Raw genomic sequence first — 16,767 nt, 5'->3', positions numbered from 1 at the left:
TCCGGTTCGTGCCGGGGGAAGGTGTCATGAGGCTCTACTATCGTCCGATCCCGAAATTCGACATCGCGCGCCCCGCGACGGCCGAATCGCTGGCTGGAGGCTGGTGCTGGTTCGACCGGGTTGAAGTGTTGCGGCGGGACGCTGCGCCGCAAGTCGTGCCAGCGGCAGAGATCCCCGGCGATGCGCTTCGGCGCCTGACCGGGCCAAGGCCCGATCTCGGGCTGTTGCGCATGGACTGCCCGTCCCTCATGGGGATCCTGAACGTGACGCCGGACAGCTTTTCCGACGGTGGGAGACATCACACGCCGACCGCTGCGCTGGCCCGTGCCACGGAGATGGCGCAGATGGCGGAGGTCATTGATATCGGGGGCGAATCCACGCGCCCCGGGGCCGCCGAAGTCGCAATCGAGGAGGAGATCGCCCGCACGGCACCCGTTATTGCGGCGATGCGGGACGCGGGGCTCAAAGTTTCGATCTCCATCGACACCCGCAAGGCTCCGGTCGCAGCGGCGGCGCTGGATGCCGGGGCGGATCTTGTCAATGACGTTGCCGGGCTGGGGTTCGACACCGAACTCGCGCCGCTGGTGGCGAGCCGTGACGTACCTGTCTGCATCATGCATTCCATCGAGACACCGGTCACCATGCAGGACGACCCGCGCTATGACGATGTGCTGCTCGATGTCTATGACGCCCTCGAAGCGCGGATCGCGCAAGCCGAGGCATCCGGGATTGCACGCAGGCGCATCATTGCTGATCCGGGGATCGGCTTCGGAAAGACGCTGGAGCACAACCTCGCCCTGCTTGCGCGACTGTCGCTGTTTCACGCACTCGGTTGCCCGATCCTGCTTGGCGCCTCGCGAAAACGCTTCATCGGAACCATCGGCGGGGCGGCGGAGGCGTGCGACCGGGGGCCCGGCTCGGTTGCGGTGGCCCTTGCGGGTGTGGCACAGGGAGTGCAGATATTACGGGTGCATGATGTGCTTGAAACGCGGCAGGCGCTGCGTCTGTTTCAGGCCGTCGGCAGCGGCACAGCCCCGAGGGAGGCGATATGAGCAGAACTCTTTTTGGCACCGATGGCGTGCGAGGCCGGGCGAACAGCCATCCGATGACCGCCGAGACGGCGTTGAAGCTCGGTGCTGCGGCGGGCAGGTTCTTCCGCCGCGACGGCAAGGCCGAACACAGGGTGGTGATCGGCAAGGACACACGCCTGTCGGGCTACATGTTCGAGACCGCGCTGACGGCTGGGCTGACCTCGACCGGAATGAACGTCTACCTGCTGGGGCCGGTCCCGACACCGGCAGTCGGATACCTGACCACCTCGATGCGGGCAGACGTGGGGATCATGATCTCCGCCAGCCACAACCCGTATCATGACAACGGGATCAAGTTCTTCGGCCCCGACGGCTTCAAGCTCTCGGACGAGGCGGAGGCGGAGATCGAGGAGATGGTCCGCAACGGTGTGGAGCCTGCGGCCGCGGAGAATATCGGCCGTGCGCGGCGGATTGACGACGGCCGGTTCCGCTACCTGGAGCGGGCCAAGGCGAGCTTTCCCAACCACCTGAAGCTCTCGGGGCTGAAAGTGGTTGTGGATTGTGCGAACGGCGCCGCCTACAAGACCGCGCCGGAGGTGCTCTGGGAGCTTGGCGCCGATGTCATTCCGCTTGGCGTGACACCCAACGGTGTCAATATCAACAAGGATTGCGGCTCCACCCATGTGGCGACCGCGGCCGCGGCTGTACTGACCCACGGTGCGGATGTGGGCATCTGCCTCGATGGCGATGCCGACCGGGTGATGATCATCGACGAGAATGGCCAGGTGGCCGATGGCGATCAGATCATGGCGTTGTTGGCGGCCCGATGGGCGCAGCACGGGCAACTTAAGGGCGACGCGCTGGTTGCAACGGTGATGTCGAACCTTGGTCTGGAACGCTACCTCGAGGATCAGAAGCTGCGTCTGGAGCGGACGGCTGTCGGCGACCGCTATGTCGTGGAGCGCATGCGCGAAGGGGGCTGGAACCTTGGTGGTGAACAGTCCGGCCACATCGTGATGACCGACTATGCGACAACCGGCGACGGGCTGATCGCGGCGCTGCAGTTCCTCGCCGCGATGGCAGAGACGAACCAGCGGGCCTCGCAACTCTCCAAGAGCTTCGAGACCGTGCCGCAATTGCTGAAGAACGTGCGCTACGAGGCCGGTGCGGCCCCGCTCGACACCGATGGGGTAAAGGCTGCGATTGCGGACGCCGAAACCAAGCTGACCGGCAATGGGCGGCTGCTGATCCGCAAGTCCGGCACCGAGCCGCTCATCCGCGTGATGGCAGAGTGCGAGGATGCGCAGTTGCTTGAACGCGTCGTTGATTCGGTCGTCGACGCGGTGCAGGCCGCCGTCTGACGGCGCGGCCATGGAACCGCGGCGCCTCCCGGACGCGTCCGGGAGCATGGCCTAACGGCGTCGCGCCCGAACACTGGCCTGGATCGCGCGACTCTGGCTGACAGCAATGCCGAGCAGGATCAACGCCAGCGCGACATACATCTGTGCAGGCAGGTCCTCCCGCATCAGGGTGACGCCGAAGATCACTGCCCAGACCGGTACCATGTAGTTGGTGATGCTCATGAAAAGGGATCCCGCCGTGGTGATGACCCGGATCCGGATCACACCGGCGATGGCTGTGGGCAGCAGGGCGACGTAGAGCAAGGCGAGCACCGGACGCAGGCTGAGGTCGTTTGGTATCCCCTCGACGGCCAGGGCGAGCGGCATAAGGAGGCAGCCCGCCGCACCAAGGGTCGCCGCGGCGAAGGCGATGGGCGGCATCTTCGGGGCCAGGCGCGTAGCCACGGAGCCAATGGCATAGCAGCAAGCAGCGCCAATACAGGCCAGTCGCCCCCAAAGCCCGTTGTCGCCCGCCCTCGCCAGGATTGCCTCCGGACCGATCAGAATGATCAAGCCGATGAAACCGAGCGTCACGCCAACGATGCGGCGCGGTCCGATGCCTTCCTCGGGTGAAAACACCGCCACAAGCGGCAGGATCAGGAGTGGCAGCATGCCCATGGTGATGCCCGCAAAGGCAGAGGGAACGAATTGCAATCCCCAGGCCAGCAGCACGAAGGGCACGGCGAAGGACGCCAGCCCGATCACGAAAGAGAACCTCCAGCCCCGCGCGCCGGCCTGCCGCGTGATGCTGGAAAGCGGTTGCCCTGCCATCGCGCCGACTCCCCAGAGGAAAACCGCCGCGATGGAGGTGCGTAGCGCCGCCAGCGTCAATGGCGCGAACCCCTCCAACGCGATTGCCTGTGTCATGAACGCGGCGCCCCAGATCACGCCGAGAAAGGTGATAAGGAGCCAGTTGCTCATGCCAGGGTTCTGCGGCGTAGGGGAACTCATGTGCGACCTTTCCGTGAGAACCATCGCGGGATCAAGAGGCTACGGCGTTGTGCGCCGGGAAAGCCGCCCCGGTCCGGGCGGCTTGGGCACGTGGCGTCGCGGCGAGATATGACCCTCAGGGTGGCGTGTCGTGCGCTGTTTTGGTTCCGCGTCAATCCGATCACTCTTCCGGGGATGTTCGGGTCAAGTGCGTGCCCCGATATTGTCCGGCATTGGGGCAGCGCGCGCGGACAGAAAAGAAAACCCCGGTCGAATGACCGGGGTTTTCCGCATTCGTGCCGGTCTGCGGATCAGTTCCGCGCCTTGTCGACCATCTTGCCATCAGAGATCCAGGGCATCATGGCACGCAGCTTTTCGCCGACCTGCTCGATCTGGTGCTCGTCGTTGAGGCGACGGGTGCCCTTGAAGAACGGCTGGCCGACGGTGTTTTCGGCCATGAAGTCGCGCACGAACTTGCCGGTCTGGATGTCGTTCAGAACGGCCTTCATACGCGCTTTCGTCTCGTCGTAGGGCAGGATGCGAGGCCCGGAGACATACTCGCCATACTCCGCGGTGTTGGAGATGGAGTAGTTCATGTTCGCAATGCCGCCTTCGTAGATCAGGTCCACGATCAGCTTCACCTCGTGCAGGCACTCGAAATAGGCCATCTCGGGGGCGTAGCCGGCCTCGACCAGCGTCTCGAAGCCCATGCGGATCAGTTCGACAAGGCCACCGCACAGGACGGCCTGTTCACCGAAGAGGTCGGTTTCGCATTCTTCGCGGAAGTTGGTCTCGATGATGCCGGAGCGGCCGCCACCAATGGCGGAGCAATAGGAGAGGCCGATTTCCAGTGCGCGACCGGAGGCGTCGTTGTGCACCGCCACGAGGCAGGGCACGCCGCCCCCTTTGGTATACTCACCACGCACGGTGTGGCCGGGGCCTTTCGGGGCCATCATGATCACGTCGACGCTCTCGGGCGCCTCGATCAGGCCGAAATGCACGTTCAGGCCGTGGGCGAACGCAATCGCAGCGCCGGGCCGCAGGTTGTCGCGCACGTACTTCTTGTAGGTCTCGGCCTGGAGTTCATCGGGCATGGTGAACATCATCAGGTCGCACCAGGCGGCGGCTTCGGCGATTTCCATCACCTGCAGGCCTTCGCCCTCGGCCTTCGCCTTGGAGGCGGAGCCGTCGCGGAGCGCCACGACCACGTTCTTGGCGCCACTGTCGCGCAGGTTCAGGGCATGGGCATGGCCCTGCGAGCCGTACCCGAGGATGGCGACTTTCATGTCCTTGATCAGGTTGATGTCGCAATCGCGATCATAATACACGCGCATGTTCTTTTCCTTCAGCATTGAGCGGTGTTGATGAAGCGCATCATATGGGTTTTGGTCGAATAGACGTTTCGATTTGTGGCGAAATCGAATAATCTTGCGCTCGATCATTCGTGTTTTAGTGGAAACCCGGAAAAATTATGCTTGACGACCTCGACCGACGCATTCTGCGCCATTTTCAGCCCGATCCGGGAATCGCGATGGCGGAGCTTGCCGATGCTGCGGGCACCACTTCCGCGGTCTGTTCCCGCCGGATCGCCCGGCTGCGCGACAGGGGCATCCTGAAGGGACAGGAAGCCGTGATCAACTGGCGGGCCCTTGGCTACACCGTGCACGTGAGCCTGCGGTTCACGCTCGACAAGACCGAGACCAACGCCTTTGACATCTTCATCCGGGAGGCGAGAAACGTTCCGGAGGTTCTTGAAATACAAACGTTTCTTGGTCGTGTGGATCTGCGCCTCGTGGTCATCGCCCGCGACATGGCCCACTATCAGCATCTCTATCGAACCCGCCTGCTGACCCTGCCGCACATCGCCGATATCGAGGCACTTGTACATGTCGCCACCATCAAGGCCGACGAGGAACTTCCGATATGACCGAGCCTTCGTTCGAACTCGACGATCAGGATCGCGCGTTGCTCCGCGCACTCCGGGAGGACGCTACGCTGGGCACCGGCGAACTGGGCCGCCGGCTTGGCCTGTCGCAACCGGCCGCCTGGCGCCGCGTGAAGCGGTTGACGGAGGCCGGCGTGCTGAGCGGTCGACGCCTCGTGCTCGACCGGGAGGCGCTGGGCTTCGGCGTCACGGTCTTTCTGGGCGTGAAGCTGGCCACGAAGGGCAGGGTGAGCCTTGACGAGTTCGAACGGGCGGCCAGCGCCATTCCGGAAGTGCAGACCGTCGAGCACGTGCTTGGTCTTTACGACTACCGTTTACGGGTCGTCGCGCGGGACCTCGCGGATTTCGAACGTGTGCTGCGTCGGCGGATCATGACGCTGCCAGGGGTGGGAAACGTCGAGGCGAATGTGTTGCTCAGCGAAGAACGGCTGCCCGGTCCGATCTAGCTCGATCGATGTGGCGGCCGGTTTCTGACGCGAAGGCATGACGCCAGAGCCGGTCGATCTCGTCAATTTCGGGGATGTCGATTTCCGCGAGATGGTCCCAGTAGCGGCCACTGTCGAATCTCATGCCCGACCGTATCTCTGCGTCCAGCGCCGCGCGGATGGCGTGCCCACTGTTCCGGAGCACGGGGCGCGCGACCTTCGACAGCGCGGCAGGCGCGACCGGTGGGAATGTCAGGCGGCTGTCCCCTTCCGAAAGGCGCACACAGGCACAACCGTCCTGTGCGGCGAGCAGCTCCAGCCGTGCGGACTTGGCCTCCAGATCGCGCAGACTGACATCCCGGCGTAGCGGATCTGCGGATCCTGTGCCGTAGAAATGGGTTCGCCCGGTGGCTGGGTACACCATGTCGCAACCCAGAAAGGCCAGGACGCGAGGCTTCAACGCGGCCAGCGCCCAGTAGGCGGCGGAAAAGGCCATCGTGCCCCCGGCGAACAAGACACCGCCATAGGTGTTGTTGGCCGGCACATAGGCGTCGGACCGGACGATTCGCTGGGACGGCGCCTGTCGGTGGGGTTTTCGGTCCTCCGCGAAATCATCGGGGAAGGCGAGGTAGTCCCAATCCGGCCGTAGCTGCCAGGCGTTGTTGATCGCCACGATGGTGGAAATGGCGCCGCGAGGCCAATCGCGGCACCGCGTGGCGTCCGGCCCACTGCCGATCATCAGGACAATTCCACCGCCGTCGCTCATGCCGACCCCGTGCATTCGATCTCCAAGGCATCTGGTGCGGACCCCCGGGGTGTCAAGCGTCTTGGCCGACGTGCGCCAATCGCGCCCTTTCCCCGACCGTCCACACGCGCTACCACGCCTTAAAACCACGGAGGTCCCAATGGCATTGCTCGATACCGTCGATCCCGACGGCCTTCTCGAATATTCCGTCGTCTTCACAGACCGCTCGCTCAACCACATGTCGGCGGCCTTCCAACGCGTCATGCTCGATATCAACGAGATGCTGAAGGAGGTCTACCAGGCTGACGCCGTGGCCATTGTTCCGGGCGGCGGGACCTGTGGCATGGAGGCCGTCGCACGCCAGTTCGGCACCGATGCCCACGCCCTGATCGTGCGCAATGGTTTCTTCTCCTTCCGTTGGTCACAGATTTTCGATGCGGGCAAGTTCACGTCCGAGACCACGGTGCTGATGGCGCGGCAATCCGGCAACGACACCCGCGCGCCCTTCGCGCCGGCGCCGATCGAGGAAGTCGTCGCCAGGATCCGCGACACAAGGCCCGACGTCGTCTTTGCGCCCCACGTCGAAACCGCCGCCGGGTTGATCCTGCCGGACGCGTACATCACGCAAATGGCTGCGGCGGCGCATGAGGTCGGCGCATTGGTTGTGCTCGACTGCATCGCCTCGGGCGCAGCCTGGGTCGATATGAAAGCGACCGGTGTGGATGTCCTGATCTCGGCCCCGCAGAAAGGTTGGTCGTCCACGCCCTGTGCGGGCCTCGTGATGATGAACGCGCGCGCGCAGGCCCGGCTGGCCGAGACCCAGAGCAGCAGCTTTGCACTCGACCTGAAGAAATGGCGCACGATCATGGAAGCCTATGAAAACGGCGGCCATGCCTATCACGCCACCATGCCGACCGATAGTCTGCGCGCCTTCCGCGACACGATGCTGGAGACGCGGGAACACGGTTTCGAGCGCCTTCGGGAGGCGCAATGGGCACTTGGCGACGGGGTGCGCGAAATGCTGGCGCAGAAAGGCGTGAAATCCGTGGCCGCCGACGGGTTCGGTGCGCCGGGTGTGGTAGTCTCCTACACCGATGATCCGGAGATCCAGACGGGTCGGAAATTCGCGGCGCTTGGCCTGCAGATCGCCGCAGGTGTTCCGCTCCAGTGCAACGAGCCGGAAGATTTCCGCACCTTCCGCCTCGGGCTCTTCGGGCTCGACAAGCTCTATGACGTGCCGGGCGCGCTCTCCCGGTTGCAGGCGGCAATCGACGAAGTGTTCTGAAACTGACTGCGACGCCGTCTTCCGGAGATCCTCCGGGAGGCGCCTCCGATGGCAGCGCGGCCGGTGCCGCTAGTGGCCCATCCCGGCCTTCATGATCGCGCGCCGCAAGCCGCCAAGGTCATGCGCGGCCTTCATCCCTGCGAGGCGCAGCATCTGCACCTGTGGGTTGGGCGACCTGGTGATGCGGTTGAAGGCATCGATCGCGCGGACCCGCTTGCGGATGTCGGCGCCGCGCGTGCGGTCGTAGCGCTCCAGCATATCGTCGCCGCCAAGCCCCTCGCGTCCGGCCATCAGTGCCAGGTCTCGCAGCAGGACAAGGTCGTTGAGTGAGGTGTTCAGCCCCTGTGCGCCAATTGGCGGGATCACATGGGCGGCCTCTGCCATCACCGCGACGCGCGGCGCAGCCAGACGCTCCGCCCGCTGGCTGATGATCGGCCAGAGCCTGCGCTCCGACTTCAGGTGCAGCGGCCCGAGGATATAGCAGGACCGCTCGGACATCCGTGCCTCGAACGCGACCCAGTCCATTGCGGCAAGCTCCTCGGCCCGCGCGCCCGGGTTCATCCAGACCACCGCAGAGGCCGGTTGACCATCGAGATCGGGCAGGGGCACCAGCGTGAAGGGGCCGCCCTCGTTGTAGATCTCGGTGGAGACATTGGCATGCGGCTTGGAATGCCCGACCACGAAGGCCAGTGTCTTCTGGCCGTAGCGCGTGGTCTTGACGCCGATCCCGGCGGTTTCGCGCACAGCCGAATTGCGCCCGTCTGCGGCCACCACCAGCTTTGCGGCCACCGAATCGCCGCTGCTGAGTTGAACGATTGCGCCTGCGTCCCGCGCCACCATCGACGCGAAGGATGTGCCGAAGCGCAGCACAACGTTATCGAGCCCGTTCAGCGTTCGCGCCAACCCTTGCAGCACGCGCCAGTTCATCAGGTTCCAGCCGAAGCTTCTCTCGCCCAGGTCGGTTGCCTGAAACTCCCGGCTGTCGCGGATCTGCGGCGGCCACCCGACGGTGTCCACGACCCGCAGCACGTTAAGCGGGGTTGCCGTGCCCGCGAGGTCATCCCAAAGCCCGATCTGTTCAAAGAGGACCTTTGCCGGTTGCAGGAAAGCGGTGGAGCGCAGGTCGGAGCCATCCGCATCGCCCTCCGTCACCGGCGGCTCGGGGGAGACCAGCACAACGCGAAATCCCGCGCGACCAAAGGTCAGCGCGGCGGTGAGGCCGGCGATCCCGCCGCCGGCAATCAGGATGTCGGTTTCGGTGCGTGCCATGTCAGGACCCTCCTGCACCCGGATGTAGGGCCGGACGGCCACCCTGCACAAGCGGCAAACGGTCCCGCAAGGGACCGGGCCAGGCTATTGCCCGATGGAGATCAGCACCAGCGCCGCGAGCGACACGAAGGTCAGGAGGACAAAGACGACACCAACACCGGCCACGCCCATGGTCACGCCGGCCAGCACGGCCACGACAAGAAGCGCGGCAACGATGGCAAAGAAAGCGCCTTCGCCGGCGCTGCGCTCCAGGCCCTTCCAGCCGCGATCGCCGGAATAGGGGGTGAGGCTTTCGGTCGGGGTGGCGTGTTCATCGCTCATGTCGGGTCTCTCCAGGTGTCGTTTGCCGGATCGGTGTTTTGCCGCGCAGGATAGCGCATTTTTCCGGGCTGCGTCGGGTGCATCATGCCGCAGGTGTCGGGTTTTCCCCGCGCTGCACGCGGCTGGCTCACATTGCGCTCTCATCGCGCGCGCGACCGGCGCAGCCGGCGTCGGAGCGGTTTTCTCCCACCCGAATGATGGCATCCCAGGCATTCACCGCGATGCGGGGTCTGCGGACTTGCCGCGAGGAGCGGCTGCGGGGTACCGTTCGGAGAATTCAGCGTTGGAGCATGGATATGGTTGATTTCATTGCAAGCGGACCGATCGAGAACCAGCAATCCAAGGGCGTTCCGGGATTTCCGTCCTTTTATTTCCAGGGAAAGGCAGAACCCTTCGCCATGTCGGCATCGGGTTTCAAGGTCCGGTTCGATCCGGGCGGACAGATTCCGGGCACGCCCAACCTTCCCAATATCCCGGGAATTCCCACGATCCCGGTTGCCGAAAACCCCGACGACCAGTGGTTCGGCGCGGGTTTGAAATACCGGACCGTGCGCCACGAAGGCCACGGGATGTCGACGCCCTACGTGGGGGTAATCAATCGCTACCTTGAGGTCGGCAACAACTACCGGACCGAGGTAAAGGGGTTGAACTTGAAGGCGGAAGATTTCTTCAGGGTCAGCAAGACCTACGACAACAGTGACAACCTTGCGTTGAACCGATCCATCTTCAGCGGCAGGGACACCATCCAGGGTGGGTCGATCGAGGACGACCTGAATGGCTTCAATGGCGATGATACCGTACGTGGCGGCGCCGGGCCCGATACGGTTCGCGGTGGCAAGGGCAAGGATACCGTCAACGGGCAGGACGGCAACGACATGGTTTTTGGCGATGCCGGCAAGGACAAGCTTCTGGGGGGGGCCGGAAATGACATGCTCGACGGCGGCAGCCAGGATGACAGGGCCGACGGCGGTGCCGGTCGCGATACCGTAAAGGGCGGCAATGGCAACGACCTCCTCCTCGGTGGCGGCGGCAATGATACGCTCGACGGCGGGCGTGGGCGCGATACCCTCAAGGGGGGCGCTGGCGACGACACGCTCAAGGGCGGTTCCGGTCACGACCGGCTCGACGGTGGCGCGGGCGCCGATCGGCTCGAAGGCGGCGCTGACAACGACACGCTTCTTGGCCGGGGCGGCAACGACGATCTTCGCGGCGACAAGGGTGCGGACGTGCTCGACGGCGGCGGTGGCAACGACACGCTCCGTGGCGGCTCCGGCAGCGACGAGCTTCGTGGCGGGAACGGCAACGACATTCTGGATGGTCAGGACGGCAACGATACGCTCGCGGGCGGCAAGGGCGCGGACACGGCCAATGGCGGGCTCGGGCGCGACGTGATCAGCGGCGGGCCCGGCGGCGACAGGCTCATTGGCGGTGCCGGTGGCGACCGGCTCGACGGAGGGGCCGGTTCGGATGATCTGAAGGGCGGGCGGGGATCGGACACCTTTGTCTTCGCTGCGGGCGTCGACACGATCCTCGATTTCGAGAAGGCCTTCGACACGGTCGAGCTGCAACGCACCGCGCTCGACATCGGCAAGAACCAGACCGCGGCCGGTGTGGTGCGCGCCTACGGAACCGAGATCGAGGGTGAGAAGGCACTCGAATTCGATACCGGCGATATCCTGATCTTCAGCAATATCAACAGGCTCTCCGCCGTCACGGATGCGATTGAGCTCATCTGATCGGTTCGGCTCCGGCGGTCAGCGCAGGCGCCCCAGGAAACCTGCCAGATCGTCGGTGTGGTGATGGATATGGGGCGCCGGTTCCGGCGCCTCGGAAACGTGGACCGTGCGCATCCCCATGTCGTGCGGCGCCGCCAGATTGCGGGGATCGTCTTCGAACATCGCCGATAAGGTGGGGTCGAGCCCGTCGGTAGCAAAGACCGCCTCGAAGGCCGCACGCTCCGGCTTGGGGTGGAAATCAGCATGTTCGACGCCGTAGATCGCGTCGAAGAGGTCCGACAGCCCACGCGCCGCGACCACCCGTTCCGCATAGGGGCGGGAGCCGTTGGTGTAGACGATCCGCCGTCCGGGAAGCGCTGCAATCCCATCTGCCAGGGCCGGGTCGGGGACGAGGTGCGAGAGGTCGATCTCGTGCACTTCCGTCAGGTAGGGTCCCGGATCCACGCCGTGAACCTGCATCAGCCCGGCCAACGTCGTGCCGTAGTCGCGCCAGTAAACCTGACGCAGGCGATCCGCCTCGGCGCGGTCGACGCCGAGTTCGCGCATCACCCATGCCGTCATCCGCACTTCGATCTGGTCGAAGAGGCGGGCCTGCGGTGGATAGAGCGTGTTGTCGAGGTCAAAGACCCAGGAGCGGACATGGGAGAAGCGATCGGCAACCATGGGCGGACCCTAGGAGCGCAGGCTTAGGCTGGCAAGCGGCATCCTGGCCACGCATGGGTGGCTCCGTCGGCCAAGTCCTTGATTTCCCGATGCCGTCTTGTAGCGTGGGGGGCGCAATCAGTACGGACATTCCCATGTCGAGCGAAAAGACCCCGCAGAAGGACGCCTATGACCTGATCCTGGAGGCCATTGACGTCGGCGTCTACAAGCCCGGTGACCGGCTGGTCGAATCGGAACTGGCCGAACGTTTCGGCATGTCGCGCACGCCGATCCGCGAAGCATTGCAACGGCTGGAGACGCAATCGCTGCTGGCCCGCGACGGGCGCAGCCTGATCGTGGCTTCGCTCGATCACAACCAGTTGGCAGAGCTCTACGTAGTGCGCTCGGAACTGGAGGGTCTGGCCGCCCGCCTCGCCGCACGGCACGCCGCCGCGGAAGAAGTGCAGGTCCTTGAGGCGCTGATCGAGGCTGACCGGAAGCTGGTCAGCGATCCCTCTGCCCTTGCGCGGGCGAACCGGCGCTTTCATCGGCAGATCCACCTTGCGTCCCACAATCGTTTCCTGGTGCAGCAACTCGACCTCGTCTATCGCTCCATGGCGCTGATGGCGACCACCTCGCTGGCAGCGGAGGGGCGGGGCGAGGTGGCCCTGGCCCAGCATGAGGCCATCGTCGCCGCGATCAAGGCACGCGACGAGGAAGCCGCCTACGATGCGCTCAAGGAGCATATCTCCAGCGCCTTCGTGCAGCGCCTGACGCTCGACAGCGACGCGCCCGTTAGCCTCTAGGCCGCGTCGACGTCTTGGGCGCGCGCCGCGAGGTCGTCGTGTTCGTCATGGAAGCCGTGGGAGGTCTTGTCCCAGTAGAAGGGCCGGGTGAGGATCTCGTAGAACGCCTTGTAGGAGGCGAATGCGGCGAGTGGGAAATAGGCGTGCATCGTTGGCACCCACTTGAAGAGATGCGCCCGTCTGACCGCCCTTGCGCCCAGGATTCCGACCAGCAGGTTCACCACCTCGGAGCCCAGAAAGACCGCGACCATCGGCCAGAAGAGAAGCGCCGGGATGACGCCGGCGAGCGGGTGCGGGAGGCCGAGGGCAAGCCCCCAGAAGCTCCACAGGACTGGCGCCAGCACGAATTGCGACAGCGTGCCAAGAAACAGGATCTGGAACCCGAGAAACCGCCATGGCCCCAGATCCTGCCAGAGCTGGCGCGGGTCGCGCATGTGGACCGCCCATGTCATCGCATAACCCTTGAGCCATCGCGACCGCTGCTTGATCCAGGGCAGGACCCGGCAGTTGGCCTCCTCGTGGGTCGTGGTGTCGACCATCTCGGTCCGGTAGCCCATGCGCACCAGCCGCATTCCCAGATCGGCATCCTCGGTCACGTTGTGGGCGTCCCAGCCGCCCATCTTCTCCAGCGCTTCCCGGCGGAAATAGAGTGTCGTTCCGCCAAGCGGCATCGCCAACCCCATCCGCTGTAGCCCGGGCAGGACGACACGGAACCAGCTCGCATATTCAATGGTGAAGCAACGGCTCAACCAGTTGGTCCGCGCATTGTAGTAGTCCAGCGCGCCCTGAAGACAGGCGACCGTCGGGCCGCGCTCGTGGAAGCGGCGCACGACCTTGTGCAGCTGGTCGGCCTCCGGCGCATCCTCGGCATCCCAGACCCCGACGATCTGGCCACGGCAGAAATCCAGCGCGTAGTTCAGGGCTCTTGGCTTGGTCTGCACGCCGCCCTTGGGGACGATCACCACCCGCATCCAGCGGGGAAGCTCGGTTGCGGCCAGCACGTCCTGCGTCTGTTTGTCGGTCTCCTCCACCACCAACAGGATGTCCATCAACTCCTTGGGATAGGCAAGGCGGGACAGACGCTTGACCAGCCTGCCGGCGACGTCCTCTTCCTTGAAAAGCGGCACCATGACAGAGACCGTCGGCAATCGTGCAATCGTCGGGCCGGACTCGCGTTGTGTGTGAAAGGTCCCGCGCCCAAGAGCGGCGCGACGCAAGGCGACCACGAGGGCGCCGGTTTTCAAAGCAAGGGTGGCCCCAAGGGTCACAACCGCCCAGATTGCCAAGGCCGAGAAAACCGGGACCGGAAACAGCAGTGCCAGCACAAGGGCAGCAATACAGGCTGCCGCGATCAGTTTCTCGGAGACGCCACCCCGCCAACGGCGGCAGGAGAGGTCGGGTGGCACCAGGTGTTCGGCCCGGGCAGCCAGCGCCGGATTGCGCAGAGCACAGACGGAGCGGTGCAGGGCCCCCTCTGTGCAGAGCGCCATGGTGACAGAGCCGAATTCCGCCTCCAGCGACGGGCGATGGTTGGCGAACTTCTCCGGGCGGGAGGTGGCGACGATCACGGTCGAGCCAGCCCGTTGCCAGGGAACCAAACCGTCACGCAGGCAGCGGACCGCGCCGTAGCTGTCGATCATCCGCGCATCGGGGGCACGTGTGTCGAGGTCTATCACCTCGGTGCCCCATTGCTCCGACAGCGTCTTCATCAGCGCGCCTTCGGAGATCATGCCGTTGGACAGCAGGATATCTCCGAGCCGGGCATCCTGACGCGCCTGCATGGCCAGCGCCTTGACCATGTTGCCAGGCTCGACGCGGCGACTTTCCAGCAGGCGTTGACCAAGGAGTTTCCGGTCCGGGGCGTCCCCCTCGATAACACGAGCCGGCTGACCGGACACGACCCGCACGCCCCCAAGGGAGCTCAGGGAGGCGATACGCGCAGGCCGTAACACTCGGGTTGGGGCAGTCATCGAACACACAGAATCGGGGCACTTCCGCCCTGACTGTGGAAAGGTCTCGGTTAACAGGGTGTTAACCAAGCGCGGGCCTGCGGTGATCTGCTGCGGGTGCGGCCGTTTTGCGGCGCGGTTGCACGCCCAGGGGGCGGTCCTGCCGGGGCCACCGAGCACAACGCGTGTCGATGTGCCTGCGGCGTGGACCGTCAGGCGGCCTCGGAACGGGCGGTCATCGCGGCTGCGAAGCGTTCGAAAAGGTAGTAGCTGTCCTGCGGGCCGGGGCTGGCCTCCGGGTGGTATTGCACGGAAAAGACCGGGCGTTCGGACATGCGGATGCCGCAGTTCGACCCGTCGAATAGAGAGACATGCGTTTCCTTGACGCCCGCGGGCAGCGACTGGCTGTCCACCGTGAATCCATGGTTCATCGAGGTGATCTCGACCTTGCCGGTTTCCAGGTCCTTCACGGGATGGTTCGCGCCATGGTGGCCGTGGTTCATCTTGATGGTCCGCGCACCAAGCGCCAGGGCCAGCATCTGGTGACCAAGGCAGATGCCGAAGACGGGCAGCTCGGTGGTGTCCAGGATCTCGCGGATCATCGGTACCGCGTATTCACCAGTGGCTTCCGGATCGCCGGGGCCGTTGGACAGGAAGATCCCGTCAGGAGAATGCGCCAGCACCTCTTCGGCGGTTGCGGTGGCCGGCAGAACGGTCACGTCACAGCCGGCAGAGGCCAGACAGCGCAGGATGTTGCGCTTGGCGCCGAAATCGAGCGCAACGACCTTGTGGGACGGGGCCTGCTGACGGGTGTAGCCGTCCGGCCAGGCCCAGCGTTTCTCGTCCCAGCGGTAGGATTGCGCACAGGTCACCACCTTGGCCAGGTCCAGCCCGACCAGTCCGGAGAATCCGCGTGCCTCTTCTACCAGCGCCTCGATGTCGAAGACCCCCTCCGGGTTGTGCTCGATGGCGACATGCGGGGCGCCCTGCTGCCGGATTGCGCGGGTCAGGCGGCGGGTATCGATCCCGCCGATGCCGACGCGGCCGCGCCGCTCCAGCCAGGGCTTGAGGTTTTCGGCCGCGCGCCAGTTTGATGGTTCGGTGGGATCCCACTTGACCACCATCCCCTCGGCCACCGGGTCCCCGGTCTCATCGTCCTCAGGGTTGACGCCCACGTTGCCCACGTGAGGGAAGGTGAAGGTCACGATCTGTCCGGCATAGGACGGATCCGTCATGATTTCCTGGTAGCCCGTCATTGCGGTGTTGAAGCAGAGCTCCGCCACGCGTCGCCCAGTGGCCCCGAAACCGTATCCGTAGAAGAGGGTGCCATCGGCAAGCGCGAGGCACGCGGTGGGGGTGGGTTGGGACATGTGCGACTCCTGCGGGCAAATCGGCGGCAACCTATGGGGCGTGAGGCACCCCGTCAAGCGGGAGTGCGGAGCGTCGGGTGGAGTGGTCTGAGGCAGTTGGTCGGAGAGGCGTGCGGGGTAGGGTACGCCCATGCACGGCGGCGGCTGGCACGCCCGTGGGCCGGAGCCTGCGGATCACTCTATCGCGGTATCGAAGGTGTGGGGAGGTGAGATACAGAAGTATCTTGGGGTAGTCTGGCGCGGGGCAAGGGAAGGATCGCGGTGGAAGCCGAAGCTACATCCGGTGGCACGCTGATGGGGGGCAAACCGTTGCCGGCCCGAAGTGCGCCTTTCTCTCCCCTGTGCGTGTGAAACACGCTACATCTGCGGGACCTGAAACCCCACGGACCGACCGCCCATGCCCTACGAGTGGATCGACCCAGATCCCTGCGCCGAACCGGACCAGATCGACCCGCCGCTGCGGGAGTTGCACCTCTGGCCGCACCGGTCGCTGCCGAAGAGGGGCTTCGTGTTCTTCATCGCCATGACGTTCCTGCTGCTGCTGGTGCCGCTTTATCCCGCGCTAGGGTCGCCAGTGCTCTGGGGGCTGCTGCCCTTTCTGATGGGGACGCTGGCTCTGCTCTATTGGGCGATTCAAAAAAGCTACCGCGACGGTGAGGTGCTGGAGGAACTGCGCATCTGGCATGACCGGGTCCACCTGGAGCGCCACATGCCGCACCGGGCAACCCAGGATTGGGAGGCCAACCCGCATTGGGTCGAAGTGAAGATTCATGACACCAGCGGTCCGGTGCCAAACTACGTCACGCTGCGCGGGGCCGGGCGCGAAGTTGAGATCGGCGCCTTCCTCTCTCGGGAGGAACGGCTTGACCTTTTCAACGATCTGTCGCGATACCTGCCCGCGAGGGGGTAGCCA

At 64.9% G+C, this 16,767-nt stretch carries 16 protein-coding genes; 8 read left to right on the top strand and 8 right to left on the bottom strand.

From position 1 onward, the window contains the following. The first annotated feature begins 26 nt into the window (after positions 1 to 26). Together folP and glmM are read left to right on the top strand one after the other, a co-directional pair. Complete coding sequence (folP, locus tag CLV78_RS06410) at positions 27 to 1,052, top strand: dihydropteroate synthase (RefSeq protein ID WP_106203963.1); 1,026 nt, start codon at positions 27 to 29, stop codon at positions 1,050 to 1,052. Beyond that, positions 1,049 to 2,392, top strand: coding sequence for a phosphoglucosamine mutase (gene glmM, locus CLV78_RS06405; protein ID WP_106203962.1), 1,344 nt, complete (start codon positions 1,049 to 1,051; stop codon positions 2,390 to 2,392). The genes folP and glmM overlap by 4 nt, the downstream gene beginning before the upstream one ends. Before the next feature lie 51 nt (positions 2,393 to 2,443). Here the strand turns inward: glmM and CLV78_RS06400 are convergent, their stop codons facing one another. Further along, entirely contained in the window at positions 2,444 to 3,352 is a 909-nt protein-coding gene (locus CLV78_RS06400) for a DMT family transporter (protein WP_245924856.1), read from the bottom strand. 320 nt (positions 3,353 to 3,672) lie between these two features. Then, the gene (ilvC, locus tag CLV78_RS06395) at positions 3,673 to 4,695 is read right to left on the bottom strand and encodes a ketol-acid reductoisomerase (RefSeq protein ID WP_106203960.1); all 1,023 of its coding nucleotides are present in this window, start codon (positions 4,693 to 4,695) and stop codon (positions 3,673 to 3,675) included. Between the two features lie 137 nt (positions 4,696 to 4,832). On the opposite strand from ilvC, the gene CLV78_RS06390 reads away from it, so the two are divergent. Beyond that, positions 4,833 to 5,288 (top strand): Lrp/AsnC family transcriptional regulator, encoded by a 456-nt coding sequence (locus CLV78_RS06390; RefSeq protein WP_106203959.1) that lies wholly within the window; start codon positions 4,833 to 4,835, stop codon positions 5,286 to 5,288. Continuing rightward, positions 5,285 to 5,752 carry an Lrp/AsnC family transcriptional regulator gene (locus tag CLV78_RS06385; RefSeq protein WP_106203958.1) on the top strand — a complete coding sequence of 156 codons (468 nt, stop codon included), beginning with the start codon at positions 5,285 to 5,287 and terminating at the stop codon, positions 5,750 to 5,752. The genes CLV78_RS06390 and CLV78_RS06385 overlap by 4 nt, the downstream gene beginning before the upstream one ends. Here the strand turns inward: CLV78_RS06385 and CLV78_RS06380 are convergent. After that, a complete protein-coding gene (locus CLV78_RS06380) occupies positions 5,721 to 6,512 on the bottom strand; it encodes a hypothetical protein (RefSeq protein WP_106203957.1) in 792 nt (263 codons plus the stop codon). The genes CLV78_RS06385 and CLV78_RS06380 overlap by 32 nt on opposite strands. Positions 6,513 to 6,636: 124 nt before the next feature. Between CLV78_RS06380 and CLV78_RS06375 the strand changes: the two genes are divergently transcribed. After that, on the top strand, positions 6,637 to 7,761 hold the full coding sequence (locus tag CLV78_RS06375; RefSeq protein ID WP_106203956.1) for an aminotransferase class V-fold PLP-dependent enzyme: 1,125 nt from the start codon (positions 6,637 to 6,639) through the stop codon (positions 7,759 to 7,761). Positions 7,762 to 7,830: 69 nt separating this feature from the next. Here the strand turns inward: CLV78_RS06375 and CLV78_RS06370 are convergent, their stop codons facing one another. Both CLV78_RS06370 and CLV78_RS06365 read right to left on the bottom strand, forming a co-directional pair. Further along, positions 7,831 to 9,030 carry an FAD-dependent monooxygenase gene (locus tag CLV78_RS06370; protein WP_106203955.1) on the bottom strand — a complete coding sequence of 400 codons (1,200 nt, stop codon included), beginning with the start codon at positions 9,028 to 9,030 and terminating at the stop codon, positions 7,831 to 7,833. A gap of 84 nt (positions 9,031 to 9,114) precedes the next feature. After that, complete coding sequence (locus tag CLV78_RS06365) at positions 9,115 to 9,351, bottom strand: hypothetical protein (protein ID WP_106203954.1); 237 nt, start codon at positions 9,349 to 9,351, stop codon at positions 9,115 to 9,117. Between the two features lie 296 nt (positions 9,352 to 9,647). Between CLV78_RS06365 and CLV78_RS06360 the strand changes: the two genes are divergently transcribed. Next, on the top strand, positions 9,648 to 11,087 hold the full coding sequence (locus CLV78_RS06360) for a calcium-binding protein (protein ID WP_158263458.1): 1,440 nt from the start codon (positions 9,648 to 9,650) through the stop codon (positions 11,085 to 11,087). 18 nt (positions 11,088 to 11,105) lie between these two features. On the opposite strand, the gene CLV78_RS06355 is transcribed toward CLV78_RS06360, so the two are convergent. Beyond that, complete coding sequence (locus CLV78_RS06355) at positions 11,106 to 11,750, bottom strand: pyrimidine 5'-nucleotidase (protein WP_106203952.1); 645 nt, start codon at positions 11,748 to 11,750, stop codon at positions 11,106 to 11,108. 134 nt (positions 11,751 to 11,884) lie between these two features. On the opposite strand from CLV78_RS06355, the gene CLV78_RS06350 reads away from it, so the two are divergent. Continuing rightward, entirely contained in the window at positions 11,885 to 12,535 is a 651-nt protein-coding gene (locus CLV78_RS06350) for a GntR family transcriptional regulator (RefSeq protein WP_106203951.1), read from the top strand. Here CLV78_RS06350 and CLV78_RS06345 read toward each other — a convergent pair. Beyond that, complete coding sequence (locus CLV78_RS06345) at positions 12,532 to 14,433, bottom strand: glycosyltransferase (RefSeq protein WP_245924855.1); 1,902 nt, start codon at positions 14,431 to 14,433, stop codon at positions 12,532 to 12,534. The genes CLV78_RS06350 and CLV78_RS06345 overlap by 4 nt on opposite strands. A 263-nt stretch (positions 14,434 to 14,696) precedes the next feature. Beyond that, the gene (gene carA, locus CLV78_RS06340) at positions 14,697 to 15,854 is read right to left on the bottom strand and encodes a glutamine-hydrolyzing carbamoyl-phosphate synthase small subunit (protein ID WP_106203949.1); all 1,158 of its coding nucleotides are present in this window, start codon (positions 15,852 to 15,854) and stop codon (positions 14,697 to 14,699) included. Positions 15,855 to 16,251: 397 nt separating this feature from the next. Between carA and CLV78_RS06335 the strand changes: the two genes are divergently transcribed. Beyond that, complete coding sequence (locus CLV78_RS06335; protein ID WP_106203948.1) at positions 16,252 to 16,764, top strand: DUF2244 domain-containing protein; 513 nt, start codon at positions 16,252 to 16,254, stop codon at positions 16,762 to 16,764. Positions 16,765 to 16,767 lie beyond the last annotated feature (3 nt).

The organism is Aliiruegeria haliotis (genome assembly GCF_003003255.1).
GTDB lineage: Bacteria > Pseudomonadota > Alphaproteobacteria > Rhodobacterales > Rhodobacteraceae > Tropicimonas > Tropicimonas haliotis.
The sequence above is the reverse complement of the archived record's forward strand: the minus strand, read 5'-3'. Positions and strand labels throughout refer to the sequence as shown.

Excerpts from the sequence above, each read along its gene's own strand:
- folP (WP_106203963.1), top strand. The coding sequence starts at position 27 with ATGAGGCTCTACTATCGTCCGATCCCGAAATTCGACATCGCGCGCCCC.
- glmM (WP_106203962.1), top strand. The coding sequence starts at position 1,049 with ATGAGCAGAACTCTTTTTGGCACCGATGGCGTGCGAGGCCGGGCGAAC.
- CLV78_RS06400 (WP_245924856.1), bottom strand. The coding sequence starts at position 3,352 with ATGAGCAACTGGCTCCTTATCACCTTTCTCGGCGTGATCTGGGGCGCC.
- ilvC (WP_106203960.1), bottom strand. The coding sequence starts at position 4,695 with ATGCGCGTGTATTATGATCGCGATTGCGACATCAACCTGATCAAGGAC.
- CLV78_RS06390 (WP_106203959.1), top strand. The coding sequence starts at position 4,833 with ATGCTTGACGACCTCGACCGACGCATTCTGCGCCATTTTCAGCCCGAT.
- CLV78_RS06385 (WP_106203958.1), top strand. The coding sequence starts at position 5,285 with ATGACCGAGCCTTCGTTCGAACTCGACGATCAGGATCGCGCGTTGCTC.
- CLV78_RS06380 (WP_106203957.1), bottom strand. The coding sequence starts at position 6,512 with ATGCACGGGGTCGGCATGAGCGACGGCGGTGGAATTGTCCTGATGATC.
- CLV78_RS06375 (WP_106203956.1), top strand. The coding sequence starts at position 6,637 with ATGGCATTGCTCGATACCGTCGATCCCGACGGCCTTCTCGAATATTCC.
- CLV78_RS06370 (WP_106203955.1), bottom strand. The coding sequence starts at position 9,030 with ATGGCACGCACCGAAACCGACATCCTGATTGCCGGCGGCGGGATCGCC.
- CLV78_RS06365 (WP_106203954.1), bottom strand. The coding sequence starts at position 9,351 with ATGAGCGATGAACACGCCACCCCGACCGAAAGCCTCACCCCCTATTCC.
- CLV78_RS06360 (WP_158263458.1), top strand. The coding sequence starts at position 9,648 with ATGGTTGATTTCATTGCAAGCGGACCGATCGAGAACCAGCAATCCAAG.
- CLV78_RS06355 (WP_106203952.1), bottom strand. The coding sequence starts at position 11,750 with ATGGTTGCCGATCGCTTCTCCCATGTCCGCTCCTGGGTCTTTGACCTC.
- CLV78_RS06350 (WP_106203951.1), top strand. The coding sequence starts at position 11,885 with ATGTCGAGCGAAAAGACCCCGCAGAAGGACGCCTATGACCTGATCCTG.
- carA (WP_106203949.1), bottom strand. The coding sequence starts at position 15,854 with ATGTCCCAACCCACCCCCACCGCGTGCCTCGCGCTTGCCGATGGCACC.
- CLV78_RS06335 (WP_106203948.1), top strand. The coding sequence starts at position 16,252 with ATGCCCTACGAGTGGATCGACCCAGATCCCTGCGCCGAACCGGACCAG.